Source organism: Pseudomonas sp. SWI7 (assembly GCF_006351945.1).
Taxonomy (GTDB): Bacteria; Pseudomonadota; Gammaproteobacteria; order Pseudomonadales; family Pseudomonadaceae; genus Aquipseudomonas; species Aquipseudomonas fulva.
In genome coordinates this window covers 4,161,408-4,174,111 of record NZ_CP040930.1, presented here as the reverse complement: position 1 = coordinate 4,174,111, position 12,704 = coordinate 4,161,408, and the positions used below count along the sequence as shown (strand labels likewise).

Sequence of the window (12,704 nt, the reverse complement as noted above, 5' to 3'; positions counted from 1 at the left end):
GCCGGGATAGCGGCAACTGTCGCTATCCTTTCTTCAAGCCGGCATTAAGTAGATCTTATAGTTGCAGCCTGAGTCCGCATCCTTTCCGAGGAGCCAGGGTCTGCAGAGTGCCTGCGTCTCCCTGAAGCCCTGTCAGGGGCACTCACCGATCGCTCGGCCAACGGCAGGTTAACGAGTTCGGGCACGTTTAGTCGCCACGGTTTCGCTTGAGCCAGCTTCCATGCTTCATAGGTAGAGGTGCCCAGCGACACTATCGTCAGCGCTGCAAGCGCCCAGGTTTGCCATTTGCTGTCCGGGTCGACCGCTCTGGTCACCCCAATGGTCAACCCCGCCGTACCCGATAGGGCACTGATACTCGATAACACCCACTCAGCCCGCTTTGGCTTGGGTATCAGCGGTTGAAGAGCTTCCACGGCAGTTTGGGAAGCCGAATTGATCCGTTTATGGAAAGACCTGAAACGTAGGCCGCTGATAAAGACGCCCATGAGGTTGGTGAAGATGCTCAGGACTGGCAGCACATATTCCTCTGGCTTTTGCCCAGTAGGGTCGCTGTGGTTGACTGGATCACCCACGCAGTAGGCATAGGCATTCAAGCCGCCGTTACCGAATGGGCTCAATATGTCGGGTGAATGGAAGCGCATGAGCGATGGCTTGTAGTGCCGGTGTCCATTCCCCAGCGGGTAGCTGAACGTCAGCGGATCGCGCAACTCTCCACAAAAGGCAAGGCTTGGCTCCGAGAGTTCGTTCCCAGTGCCATAGGGCGAATAAGCCCGATGACCTTGGCGCCCGGTGTCTGATACGGGATGTCGTCGGTTGGCGCTGTAGAGAAAGGTCGGCATGATTCCCCGAACTCGCGTGGCATGCGTGCAGGATAGACGGGCATGCAGCGCTGGGGTACTGGCAAAAATGACAGGTCTTGCACGGCGCGCGTCACCCGCTGTGCTCCCCGGTGGAAGCGGGCTTGCCCGCGATCACCGGCACAGCCGATGCCAGCCGCTGCGCGGGATGCCTGGCGGGTTCAGTCGCCAGGCATGCCCATCAGCGCAGTACGCCTTCCTCCACCAATAGTTTCACAATGGCCTCGGCACCTTCCTGCGGCGTGACGTCCTTCAACACTTTGCCCCCGCCCCCGCTGGCCTTGGCCGTGGCGGCCTTCATGCGGTCGGCGCCGCTTTTGGCCTTGATAACCTTCAGCCGTTTGGGCCGTGGGCGGGCCGGTTGCAGGGCCTCTTCGCCCAGCAGTTCATCGTCCACCACCTGTACGTCCTGCGCCGCCAGCACACCACGGCGCGCTGGTCCGAAGGCACTTTGACGCGGCTTGGGCGCGGCGTTATCCACCGTCGCCACCATGGGCAGGCGTACCTTCAAACGCCGGCGCTGACCGCGCGGTAACGCCTGCAACACTTGGGCAGTACCGTTCTCGATGGATTCCACCTCGGCCAGCCCCACCACCAGCGGCCAGCCCAGTTTTTCAGCGAGCAGGAACGGCAGCATGCCCGACCCCTCCCCCGTCTCGGCCTGGCTGCCGGTAAGCACCAGTTGCGCACCGGCACCGCGCAGGTAATCGCCCAGCACCCCCAGCACATCGGCGCCGGCGGGTTGCTCGAGCACATCAAGGTGTTCCAGGCCCATGCCCAGGTAACCGCGCAAAGCCTCCTCACGGGGATCCCCTGCATGCACGACTTGCAGGTCCTCGCCGGCCAGTTGCAGACCCAACTCGACCGCCCGTGAGTCCTGCTCGGCGCGCCGCGCGCGACCGGAGCTTGGGTGCGCACCGATCGAAACCAGGCTGATGACTTTCGTACTCATGCTCGTGCCCTTATGCCGCGTCACGCTGGGCGCCGTTGCGGAACTGCTCCACAGCGTCGATCAGTGCCTGAAGAATCGCCGCGCTGTCGCCAATCACCGACAGGTCGGCGCGTTTGATCATGTCGCAACCGGGGTCCATGTTGATCGCCACCACCTTGTCGCAGGCACCGATGCCCTGCAGGTGCTGGATAGCGCCAGAGATACCTACCGCCATGTACACACGAGCCGTTACCCACGTCCCCGTAGCGCCGACTTGGCGATCACGCGGCATGTGGCCATCGTCCACCGCCACCCGCGATGCACCTTGGGTCGCGCCCAATGCGGTGGTCGCCTTGTGAAACAGGGCCCAGTCCTTGACACCGTTGCCACCGGATACAATGAACTCGGCTTCGGCCATGGCGATCTTGGCCGGGTCGACGGCCACCGAGCCCAGGTCCTCGATGCGCGAGATACTGCGCGCCACACTGCCGGACAGCTCGACCGGCAAGGCCTCGTGACGGGTTTCGCTCACAGGCTCTGCACATTCGGCCGCAGCCAGGATCAGGCGTGGCAGCACGCGTTGCATGTCTTGCTGCCCCGCACCGGCGCGGCCGATGCACTGGCCGTCCTTGACCTGCCAGACACGCGTTGCCGGGCGCTCGCCCAGCGCAGCACCGAGGCGTCGGCCGAGCTCGCCACCGCCGGAACGGCTGTCTGGCAGCAGCCAGTGACGCGGGGCGAACTGGTTATCGACAGCGCGCAGGCCCTGCACCAACTGCTCCGGTGCATACCCTTGGTACGCCTCGCCTTCGATGACCAGCAAGCGGTCCACGCCTGCGGCGGCAAAGTTGGTTTCCTTGTGCTCGCCGAACACGATGGCCAGTACCGCGCCGTCGCTGCCCGCCAACCCATGGGCCAGGCCCAGCAGGTCGCGGTCGTGGCTACCCAGGCGCCCGCCTATCATGTCCGGTACCACGGCAATGTAGAACGCAGGCTCTGCCACCTGGTGCAGCGGCAACTGCACTTCGGCCGCAGCGCTACGCCGTGCGCCACCGCTGGTGCCCTGCTGGGCCCCCGAGCGATCGATACGCTTGAGGCCGTTGGGGCCGATGAAGCCAGCCGCACTGGCGTGGGGGTTCTTGCGCATGAGGCCGTTGGGCCCCATCCAGCTGGTTTGTTGCGTCTGCATGGCCGCATGCAGCGGATGCAGACGGTTACGGGCGATCCACTCGGCGCGAGGGTCGCGGCGGATGATGTCGCTCATCAATGCACCTCCGCAGGTTCACGTTTGGATTTCGCAGGTTTGGCAGCCGCTGGCTGGGCCTCTTCCTCGATCAGCACATCGGCCACCAGTTCGGCCAAATCCTTGATCAGCGGCCGTGGCTCTACCACCCCTTCGAGCATGGCCGTGCACTGCGGGCAGCCCACGGCGACCACTTCGGCTTCGGTGGTGCGGATGTCGTCCATGCGCATGTCGGGAATACGCTGTTTGCCCGGGATGTCGGTGATCGGCGCACCGCCGCCACCGCCACAGCAGCGTGAGCGAAAGCCCGAGCGCTCCATTTCGCGAACTTCGATGCCCAGTGCGCGAAGCACCTCGCGAGGCGCCTCGTACTCGCCGTTGTAGCGGCCCAGGTAGCACGGGTCGTGGTAGGTCACGCTGCCGCCCTTGTGCTGCCCCAGGTTGAGCTTGTTGGCACCGATCAGCTCGGCAATGTAGGTGCTGTGGTGCTGCACCTGGTAGTTGCCACCCAGCGCACCGTATTCATTCTTGAGCACATGGAAGCTGTGCGGGTCGCAGGTAACGATGCGTTGGAACGTGTATTTGGCCAGGGTCTGAATGTTGCGCTTGGCCAATTGCTGGAACGTGGCTTCATCACCCAGACGACGCGCCACGTCACCACTGTCGCGCTCCTCCAGGCCAAGCACGGCGAAATCGACGCCAGAGGCCTTGAGCACCTTGACGAACGCGCGCAGGGTGCGCTGGTTGCGCATGTCGAAGGCGCCATCACCCACCCAGAACAGCACGTCGGTACGTTTGACGTCCGCCAGCAGTTTGAGGTTGAGGTCAGCCGCCCAGTTCATGCGCCCGCCCGGGGCGAAACCGCCCGGGTTGTCGGTGGCGATCAGGTTGTCCAGCACCTCGGCGCCCTTGTTCGGGGTGGCGCCTTTTTCAAGCGTCAGGTGACGGCGCATGTCGACGATGGCATCGACATGCTCGATCATCATCGGGCACTCTTCTACACACGCGCGGCAGGTGGTGCAGGACCACAGTGTCTCGGCATCGACCAGCCCATTGACGATAGGCTGGTGGGGGTGGCCGCCGTGCTCACCCAACGGCTTGCCAGGATAGGGGCTGCCAGCGAACTTGGCATCGGTGCCGCCCGCCAGGCCGATGACCATGTCCTGAATGAGTTTTTTCGGGTTCAACGGCTGCCCGGCGGCAAAGGCCGGGCACATGGCCTCGCACTTGCCGCACTGCACGCAGGCGTCAAAGCCCAGCAGTTGGTTCCAGGTGAAGTCCACTGGCTTTTCAACGCCAAGCGGCGCACGGGGGTCTTCCAGGTCCAGCGGCTTGAGGCCAGTGGAGCGCCCGCCACCGAAACGCTCGGCGCGCCGGTGCCAGGCCAGGTGCAGGGCACCGGCGAAGGCGTGCTTCATGGGCCCGCCCCAGGTCATGCCGAAGAAAAGCTCCGACACGCCCCACAGCACGCCCAGGCCCAGAATCCCGACCATCACCCAGCCGCCCGTGTTGGCCGGCAGAATACCGGCCACGGGCAAGGTGGCGATGAAGAAGCTGGCAGCAAATACCAGCAGGCTCTTGGGCAGGCGCATCCAAGGGCCCTTGGACAGGCGCGAAGGCGGGTTCAGGCGGCGCTTGAAGACGAAGATGGCGCCGGTGAACATGATCACCGTGGCCAGCAGCAAGGCGTAGCCCAGGATCTTGCTCTGCAGGCCGAAACCATGCACCAGGATCGCCAGCAGCGCCGACAGCACGAAGCCGCCAGCGGTGGCCACGTGGGTATTGGACATGTACTTGTCGCGCTCGACCACGTGGTGCAGGTCCACCAGGTAGCGGCGCGGCATGGCCAGCAGACCGCCGATCAGGTCCACCTTGGAGGGTCGGCCTCGGCGCCACATGTTCACACGGCGCAGCGCACCGAGCACGGCAAGCCCGAGCGCGGCGAACAGCAGGATGGGTAGAAGGGTGTTCAACATGGGAAGCTCCCACAACAGCTAGATTCTTGCGCCACCCCGAAGGCCAGCGCGGGCCCCTGCGGGAGCGGCCTGGTGCTGCGAAAGGGCTATGAAGCGGCCCCAGCATCCGTGGTACTGATCAAATGCTGGGGCCGCTTCGCGACCCTTTCGTGGCACAAGGCCGCTCCTACAGGGGGGCCAGTCCCGCTTTCAGAAAGGCGGTGCGATCAGAAGTCCTTGCACAGACGCAAGGCATCGTAGATCGCCGCATGCACGTTACGCTGGGCCACACAGTCGCCGATGCGGTACAGCAGGTAGCCTTCGCCTGGCTGGCTCAAGATCGGCTGTGGCTTGATGGCGAACAGCGCCTCCACGTCGATCTGGCCCTTGTTGCGCGAACCGTCCTTGAGGGCGTAGTACAGCTGCTCGTCCGGACGCACACCGTTCTCCACCACCACCTGATCGACCACCCGCTCTTCCTTGGCGCCGGTGTACTCGTTCTCCAACACAGCGACCAGCTTGTCGCCCTCGCGGTAGACTTTCTCCAGCATCATGTCCCCGGTCATGATCACTTCCTTGGGGTACATGCTGCGGTAGTAGGTCGGGAACGTAGTGCCGCCCATGGCGACACCCGGCTTGATGTCGTCGGTGACGATCTCGACCTGGCTACCCTTGTCGGCAATGAAGTCGGCCACCGACATGCCGGTGAACTCGCAGATGGTGTCGTACACCAGCACGTTCTTGCCCGGCGCGACCTTGCCATCGAGCACGTCCCAGCTGCTGACCACCAGCCCTTCGGCCGCACCCCAGTGTTCGTTCTGCTCCAGGAACGAATGCCCGCCCACAGCCAGCACGATGATGTCCGGGCGCAGATCCTGAATGGTGTCTACATCGGCCGCGGTCCCCAGGCGCAGGTCCACCTTCAGGCGGGCCAACTCCAATTGGTACCAGCGGGTAATACCAGCAATCTGGTCACGTTGCGGCGCCTTGGCCGCGATGGTGATCTGACCGCCGATCTGGTCGCGTTTTTCGAACAGGGTCACATCGTGGCCACGCTCGGCGGCCACGCGCGCCGCCTCCATGCCTGCAGGGCCGGCACCGACGATGACGACCTTGCGCTTGGCGCCGGTGGTCTTCTCGATGATGTGCGGCACACCCATGTACTCACGCGAGGTCGCGGCGTTCTGGATGCACAGCACGTCCAGGCCTTGGTACTGGCGGTCGATGCAGTAGTTGGCGCCGACGCACTGCTTGATCTGGTCGATCTGGCCCATCTTGATCTTGGCGATCAGGTGGGGGTCGGCCATGTGTGCACGGGTCATGCCGACCATGTCCACATAACCACCTTCGAGAATCCGGGTGGCCTGGTTCGGGTCCTTGATGTTCTGCGCGTGCAGGACCGGGACCTTGACCACTTCCTTGATGCCCGCTGCCAGGTGCAGGAACGGCTCTGGCGGGTAGCTCATGTTCGGGATGACGTTGGCCAGGGTGTTGTGGGTATCGCAACCCGAGCCCACTACCCCGATGAAGTCGAGCATGCCGGTGCCATCGTAATAGGCAGCGATCTGCTTCATGTCTTCGTGGCTGAGGCCATCGGGGTGGAACTCGTCGCCGCAGATCCGCATGCCCACGCAGAAGTCGTCGCCCACTTCGGCACGCACGGCCTTGAGCACTTCCAGGCCGAACTTCATGCGGCCTTCGAAGCTGCCGCCCCACTCGTCGGTACGCTTGTTGACGCGCGGGCTCCAGAACTGGTCGATCATGTGCTGGTGCACTGCCGACAGCTCGACGCCATCGAGGCCACCTTCCTTGGCGCGGCGGGCTGCCTGCGCGTAGTTGCCGATCACACGCCAGATCTCTTCCACCTCGATGGTCTTGCAGGTGGCACGGTGCACCGGTTCGCGGATGCCCGAGGGCGACATCAGGGTCGGCCAGTTGAAACCATCCCAGCGCGAGCGACGCCCCATGTGGGTAATCTGAATCATGATCTTGGCGCCATGCTTGTGCATGGCGTCGGCCAGGTTCTGGAAGTGCGGAATGATACGGTCGGTGGACAGGTTGACCGACGACCACCATTCCTGCGGGCTGTCGATGGCCACCACGGACGAGCCGCCGCAGATGGCCAGGCCGATGCCGCCCTTGGCCTTTTCTTCGTAATACTTCACATAGCGGTCGGTCGTCATGCCGCCGTCAGTGGCGTAGACCTCGGCGTGCGCGGTGCTGAGCACGCGGTTGCGGACGGTCAGTTTGCCGATCTGGATCGGCTGGAACATTGCTTCGAATGCCATGACGCTATCTCCGGCTTACAACGGCTTCGTTACGAACAGGCCATCTTCGTGGCCTTCTTCCGACCCACCGTACACCTGCTCGGCAACGGTGCGGATCGAGCTGCCGCGGGCAGCGAGAATCTGGTCCATGGCACCGGCGAACCAGCCAGTGAACATGTAGTCGACCTTGCGGCCGCACTTGCCATAGACGTAGACGAAGGCCGAGTGCTTGAGCTTGACGCTGCACGTGCCCTTGTCCAGGTCGATGTCCTGGATCTCGAACAGCCCCCAGCCACGCTGGCTCAGGCGCTTCATGTAGTGCTCGAAGACCGCGACCCCTTCCAGGCCATGGCACTCGGCTTCTTTCTCGCACCAGTGCCACGCCGACTTGTAGCCCGCCTTGTAGAGAATGTCGGCGTACTTGTCGGCGCCCAGGACTTCTTCGATGCCCATGTGGTTGTTGACGAAGAAATGGCGTGGCACGTACAGCATCGGCAAGGCGTCGCTGGTCCAGACACCGGTCTCGCTGTCGACTTCGATTGGCAATTGCGGGGCGATCTTGGCCATGGAAACTCAACTCCAGAAAAAATTTTTATTGGGTAGCCCCGGCGTTGCTGGCAGGGGCTCGAAGCTTGAGAGCGGCTTATTCGCCCCAGACGTCTTTCAATACGTTGACCCAGTTCTCGCCCATGATCTTGCGAACCACGCGCTCGGAGTGGCCACGCTTGAGCAAGGTTTCGGTGAGGTTGGGGAACTCGCCCACGGTGCGAATGCCCAGCGGGTTGATGATCTTGCCGAAGTTGGTCAGGCGACGGGCGTAGCCCTTGTCGTGGGTGAGGTATTCGAAGAATTCCTTGCCGTGACCCTGGGTGAAGTCGGTGCCGATGCCGATGGCATCTTCACCTACGATGTTCATGGTGTACTCGATGGCCTCGGCATAGTCGTCGATGGTCGAGTCGATACCCTTGGCCAGGAACGGTGCAAACATGGTCACGCCAACGAAACCACCGTGGTCGGCGATGAACTTCAGTTCTTCATCGGACTTGTTGCGCGGGTGCTCTTTAAGGCCCGATGGCAGGCAGTGGGAGTAGCACACCGGCTTTTTCGATTCGAGGATGACTTCCTCGGAGGTTTTGGAGCCGACGTGGGACAAGTCGCACATGATGCCGACGCGATTCATTTCGGCAACGATTTCGCGACCAAAGCCCGACAGGCCGCCGTCACGCTCGTAGCAGCCAGTGCCTACCAGGTTCTGGGTGTTGTAACACATCTGCACGATGCCCACGCCCAGCTGCTTGAACACCTCCACATAACCGATCTGGTCTTCGAAGGCATGGGCGTTCTGGAAGCCGAAGAGGATACCGGTCTTGCCCAGTTCCTTGGCCTTGCGAATGTCGGCCGTGGTGCGCACGGGCATCACCAGGTCGCTGTTCTCGCGGATCAGTTTCTGGCTTGCAGCGATCTGGTCGACGGTTGCCTTGAAACCTTCCCAAACCGACACGGTGCAGTTGGCGGCGGTAAGGCCTCCTTTGCGCATATCTTCGAACAGCTCGCGGTTCCACTTGGCGATGATCAGGCCATCGATGACGATGCTGTCGGCGTGTAATTCGGCTGGGCTCATCAGGCGTCCCCTTTTATTGAATGGGCTGGCGCCAAACCTTGTGCCGGCGCTTTGGGGCCAGCATATGCCTGTGCCCCGAGGCGCCCCGATGCAAAAACGACAGGGGGTTTGCCGAAAGCGTCAATGCGCGACAAGCCGGCCTCTGGCGCGGCCTGCGGCGATGAGACACAGTCTCGATAACGACCATCGAGGGCCCTTTGATGAACAATCTGCCCAGGTGATACCGTACGCGCCGAGAGTGCGCGAGAATCGTCAGGATTCGTCAGCCGGTGGAGGAAACAACGAATGAAAGCGATGGCAGGGATGGTACTGCTGGCCGTGGTGGCCGCAGCCCAGGCCGGTGAGGAAGAAAATACCCCGTGCGACAACGTCGAGACCGAGGCGCAAGCCCACGCCTGCGCAGCGTTTAACAAGCAAGCCTCCGAACGGGAGCTGAAATCGGCCTATGACGAACTTCTCCAGCGCGTTCATGACGCGTTCGACGACAAAGGCAGCGTTGCAGCAACAATGATCGAGCACTTGAAGCAGGCTCAGGGGCTGTGGACGCAGCTTCGCGATGCCGATTGCAAGGTGGAAACCCTCACCCTGCCAACCAACGGCAAAGCTTACCAGGCCGCCTGGGACACCTGCGTGGCGCAACGCACCGATGACCGGTCCGAGTACCTGCAATCGATTCTGCAACAGTAGCGCGAGACTGCCTGGTCAGGAAAAGTTTGCGGCTTATTCATCGCACCAACCTCAAGCTCCAACGTGTGGGCAACGACATTTTGCAGGGCTAATTCGGCGGTGACGGCTTCACGACCCTTCGCTCCTCGCGCGGGCAGCGCCCGAAACGGCGCTTGTAACGTCGGGTGAAGTACGACGGCAGTTCAAAACCGCATGCCACGCTGACCTGGGTGATCGTCATCTGGGTTTGGCGCAACAACTGGCAAGCCTTGTCCAGGCGCAGGCCGAGGTAAAAGCCGCTGGGGGTGTCGTTGAGGTGCAACCTGAACAGGCGCTCCATCTGGCGACGGGTGATCATCGCGCGCGCGGCCAGTTCCGTTGTGCCAAGGGGGTGTTCGGTGTGCTTTTCCATCTCACCGATCACCTGCACCAGCTTGCGGTTGCTGATGCCATAGCGTGCAGCGATCTGCATGCGTTGATGATCTTGGCGCGGTCGAATACGGCTCAACACGAACTGCTCGGAAACCTGCACGGCGAGCTCGGCGCCATGGGCCTGGGCAATCAGATCGAGCATCAAGTCGATTGAAGCGGTGCCGCCCGCACAGGTAATGCGTTGCCGGTCAATTTCGAACAGCTCCTGGGTGGCCTGCAGGCTGGGGTAGTTTTCCCTGAACGCATCCAGCGCCTCCCAGTGTACGGTCGCACGATGGCCATCGAGCAAGCCTGCCTCGGCCAGCACCACAGCACCCGTATCGATCCCGCCTAGCATGCCACCCTCGTGAGCCAGGCGTCGCAGGCTTTGCTGGAGCTTGGGGGCGTAGCAGCGCAGGGGTTCGAAGCCTGCCACGATCAGCAACGTACCGCAGGGCGTTTGCGCACCCAGCGCTGCGTCGGCATTGACCGACATGCCATTGCTGGCGTTCACGGCGCTCCCATCCAGGCTCAACACCTGCCAGTGGTACGCCTGGGCTTTGAACCTATTGGCCACGCGCAGGGGCTCCAGGGCACTGATGAACCCCATGGCCGAGAAACCGGGCAATAACAGGAAGTGGATGATCTGCGCCATGGCGTGCTCCAGAGAACAGGTCGCCTGCGTGCAAATGTTGGTCGCCGGCGTGCGATTTTCAATAGTGCCACCAGCGTAGCGTGTTCACACGGTCCGCAGAGACCGCCACCATAACAATCTGTACTGCCGATGGAGAGCCACCATGCACAGCTTGATCCGCCGCAGCCTGTTGACCTTGGCCCTGACCAGCCTTGTTACCCCCTCGCTTTACGCAGCCGATGCCGCTGCCTGCAAGAATGTCCGTCTGGGCGTGGTCAACTGGACCGATGTGATCGCGACAAGCGCCATCGCTCAGGCATTGTTCGATGGCCTGGGTTACACCACCAAGCAAACCAGCGCGTCGCAGCAGATCATCTTCGCTGGCATTCGCGACAAACGCCTGGACATGTTCCTGGGGTACTGGAACCCGATTATGACCCAGACCATCACTCCCTTCATCGAGGCCGGGCAGGTCAAAGTCATGGACAAAGCCAGCCTCGAAGACGCCCGGGCCACGTTGGCAGTGCCCAGGTACCTGGCGGACAAGGGGCTGCGCACCTTCGCCGACATACACAAATTCGAGAAGGAACTGGGCGGCAAGCTCTATGGCATCGAGCCGGGTTCCGGTGCCAACACCCAGATAAAGGCCATGATCGCCAAGAACCAGTTCGGCCTGGGCAAGTTCCAGCTGGTCGAGTCCAGCGAAGCGGGCATGCTGGCCGCCGTGGACCGCGCAGTACGGCGCAAGGAAGCCGTGGTGTTCTTCGGCTGGACCCCACACCCCATGAACGTGAACATCGACATGGTTTACCTCGGCGATAGCCAGGATGCGCTCGGCCCTGACGAAGGTCGCGCGACGGTGTGGACCGTAACCGCGCCCGATTACGCAGCGCGCTGCCCCAATGCCAACCGCCTGCTGGCCAATCTGAGCTTCAGTGCCGAAGACGAGAGCCGCATGATGCAGCCACTGCTCGACCACAAGGACGCGCTGGAATCGGCGCGCCAATGGCTCAAGGATCACCCCGAGGACAAGGCCCGCTGGCTTGAGGGGGTGATCACCTTCGATGGCAAGCCGGCCGCCGACAACCTCAAGCTTACCGCCAACTGATACCGCCCCATCACCAACAAGCCGGCCCCTACAGCTCCCTGCACACCGAGGTTCGTCCAGGACCTTGCAGGGGCCGGCTTGCCGGCGAAAAGCCCACAACAGATCGCACAGGATCCCTTATGAACCACGACGTCATCATCACGTGCGCCCTGACCGGCGCCGGCGACACCGCCTCGAAAAGCCATCTGGTCCCAGTCACACCCAAGCAGATCGCCGCAGCGGCCGTGGAAGCCGCCAAGGCCGGCGCCACCGTGGTGCACTGCCATGTACGCGACCCGCAGACAGGGCGCTTCAGCCGTGATGTGGCCCTGTACCGCGAAGTCATGGAGCGTATTCGCGAAGCCGACGTGGACATCATCGTAAACCTCACCGCCGGCATGGGCGGCGACCTGGAAATCGGGCCCGATGAAAACCCCATGGCATTCGGGCAGGGCACTGACCTGATCGGCCCGCTCGAACGCCTGGCCCACGTCGAGGCGTTGTTACCGGAAATCTGCACCCTGGACTGCGGCACTCTCAACTTCGGTGACGGCAATTCCATCTACGTTTCCACGCCCGCGCAACTACGCGCCGGTGCCCGGCGCATCACGGAACTGGGGGTCAAGGCAGAGCTGGAAATCTTCGATACCGGCCACCTGTGGTTCGCCAAGCAAATGATCAAAGAGGGCCTGCTCGACAACCCCTTGTTCCAGCTGTGCCTGGGAATCCCGTGGGGCGCACCCGCTGATACCACCACCATGAAAGCCATGGTCGACAACCTGCCCGCCAATGCGACCTGGGCCGGGTTTGGCATCGGCCGCATGCAGATGCCCATGGCCGCACAGGCCGTGTTGCTCGGCGGCAACGTGCGGGTCGGCCTGGAAGACAACCTGTACCTGGACCGTGGCGTACTGGCCAGCAACGGCCAGTTGGTCGAGCGCGCGGTAGAGATCATTTCACGCCTGGGCGCCCGTGTGCTGAGCCCCGCCGAAGGCCGGGCAAAGATGAACCTGAACCGTCGCTGATCGCTTC

At 62.7% G+C, this 12,704-nt stretch carries 11 protein-coding genes; 3 read left to right on the top strand and 8 right to left on the bottom strand.

The features are described from left to right. Window positions 1–44 precede the first annotated feature (44 nt). The 7 genes from FH041_RS23310 to FH041_RS19060 form a co-directional block, all read right to left on the bottom strand. Window positions 45–839 (bottom strand): RHS repeat-associated core domain-containing protein, encoded by a 795-nt coding sequence (locus tag FH041_RS23310; RefSeq protein WP_104926589.1) that lies wholly within the window; start codon window positions 837–839, stop codon window positions 45–47. Window positions 840–1,038: 199 nt separating this feature from the next. Next, window positions 1,039–1,809, bottom strand: coding sequence for an electron transfer flavoprotein subunit beta (locus FH041_RS19085; protein WP_027913558.1), 771 nt, complete (start codon window positions 1,807–1,809; stop codon window positions 1,039–1,041). 10 nt (window positions 1,810–1,819) lie between these two features. Continuing rightward, window positions 1,820–3,052: an electron transfer flavoprotein subunit alpha/FixB family protein gene (locus FH041_RS19080; protein ID WP_027913557.1), complete on the bottom strand. Its 1,233-nt coding sequence runs from the start codon at window positions 3,050–3,052 to the stop codon at window positions 1,820–1,822. Then, entirely contained in the window at window positions 3,052–5,007 is a 1,956-nt protein-coding gene (gene dgcB, locus FH041_RS19075) for a dimethylglycine demethylation protein DgcB (protein WP_027913556.1), read from the bottom strand. The genes FH041_RS19080 and dgcB overlap by 1 nt, the downstream gene beginning before the upstream one ends. A gap of 206 nt (window positions 5,008–5,213) precedes the next feature. After that, the gene (gene dgcA / locus FH041_RS19070) at window positions 5,214–7,274 is read right to left on the bottom strand and encodes a dimethylglycine demethylation protein DgcA (protein ID WP_027913555.1); all 2,061 of its coding nucleotides are present in this window, start codon (window positions 7,272–7,274) and stop codon (window positions 5,214–5,216) included. A 15-nt stretch (window positions 7,275–7,289) separates the two neighbouring features. After that, entirely contained in the window at window positions 7,290–7,820 is a 531-nt protein-coding gene (locus FH041_RS19065; protein WP_023532428.1) for a DUF5943 domain-containing protein, read from the bottom strand. A gap of 76 nt (window positions 7,821–7,896) precedes the next feature. Beyond that, entirely contained in the window at window positions 7,897–8,874 is a 978-nt protein-coding gene (locus FH041_RS19060; RefSeq protein WP_023532386.1) for a dipeptidase, read from the bottom strand. Window positions 8,875–9,159: 285 nt separating this feature from the next. Here FH041_RS19060 and FH041_RS19055 point away from each other — a divergent pair, with 285 nt between their 5' ends. Beyond that, window positions 9,160–9,561: a lysozyme inhibitor LprI family protein gene (locus FH041_RS19055; RefSeq protein ID WP_140174957.1), complete on the top strand. Its 402-nt coding sequence runs from the start codon at window positions 9,160–9,162 to the stop codon at window positions 9,559–9,561. Window positions 9,562–9,649: 88 nt separating this feature from the next. Here the strand turns inward: FH041_RS19055 and FH041_RS19050 are convergent, their stop codons facing one another. After that, complete coding sequence (locus FH041_RS19050) at window positions 9,650–10,606, bottom strand: GlxA family transcriptional regulator (protein ID WP_027913553.1); 957 nt, start codon at window positions 10,604–10,606, stop codon at window positions 9,650–9,652. A gap of 142 nt (window positions 10,607–10,748) precedes the next feature. Between FH041_RS19050 and choX the strand changes: the two genes are divergently transcribed. Together choX and FH041_RS19040 are read left to right on the top strand one after the other, a co-directional pair. Next, a complete protein-coding gene (gene choX, locus FH041_RS19045; protein ID WP_140174954.1) occupies window positions 10,749–11,693 on the top strand; it encodes a choline ABC transporter substrate-binding protein in 945 nt (314 codons plus the stop codon). 119 nt (window positions 11,694–11,812) lie between these two features. Continuing rightward, window positions 11,813–12,697: a 3-keto-5-aminohexanoate cleavage protein gene (locus FH041_RS19040; protein WP_028686664.1), complete on the top strand. Its 885-nt coding sequence runs from the start codon at window positions 11,813–11,815 to the stop codon at window positions 12,695–12,697. Window positions 12,698–12,704 lie beyond the last annotated feature (7 nt).

Excerpts from the sequence above, each read along its gene's own strand:
- FH041_RS23310 (WP_104926589.1), bottom strand. The coding sequence starts at position 839 with ATGCCGACCTTTCTCTACAGCGCCAACCGACGACATCCCGTATCAGAC.
- FH041_RS19085 (WP_027913558.1), bottom strand. The coding sequence starts at position 1,809 with ATGAGTACGAAAGTCATCAGCCTGGTTTCGATCGGTGCGCACCCAAGC.
- FH041_RS19080 (WP_027913557.1), bottom strand. The coding sequence starts at position 3,052 with ATGAGCGACATCATCCGCCGCGACCCTCGCGCCGAGTGGATCGCCCGT.
- dgcB (WP_027913556.1), bottom strand. The coding sequence starts at position 5,007 with ATGTTGAACACCCTTCTACCCATCCTGCTGTTCGCCGCGCTCGGGCTT.
- dgcA (WP_027913555.1), bottom strand. The coding sequence starts at position 7,274 with ATGGCATTCGAAGCAATGTTCCAGCCGATCCAGATCGGCAAACTGACC.
- FH041_RS19065 (WP_023532428.1), bottom strand. The coding sequence starts at position 7,820 with ATGGCCAAGATCGCCCCGCAATTGCCAATCGAAGTCGACAGCGAGACC.
- FH041_RS19060 (WP_023532386.1), bottom strand. The coding sequence starts at position 8,874 with ATGAGCCCAGCCGAATTACACGCCGACAGCATCGTCATCGATGGCCTG.
- FH041_RS19055 (WP_140174957.1), top strand. The coding sequence starts at position 9,160 with ATGAAAGCGATGGCAGGGATGGTACTGCTGGCCGTGGTGGCCGCAGCC.
- FH041_RS19050 (WP_027913553.1), bottom strand. The coding sequence starts at position 10,606 with ATGGCGCAGATCATCCACTTCCTGTTATTGCCCGGTTTCTCGGCCATG.
- choX (WP_140174954.1), top strand. The coding sequence starts at position 10,749 with ATGCACAGCTTGATCCGCCGCAGCCTGTTGACCTTGGCCCTGACCAGC.
- FH041_RS19040 (WP_028686664.1), top strand. The coding sequence starts at position 11,813 with ATGAACCACGACGTCATCATCACGTGCGCCCTGACCGGCGCCGGCGAC.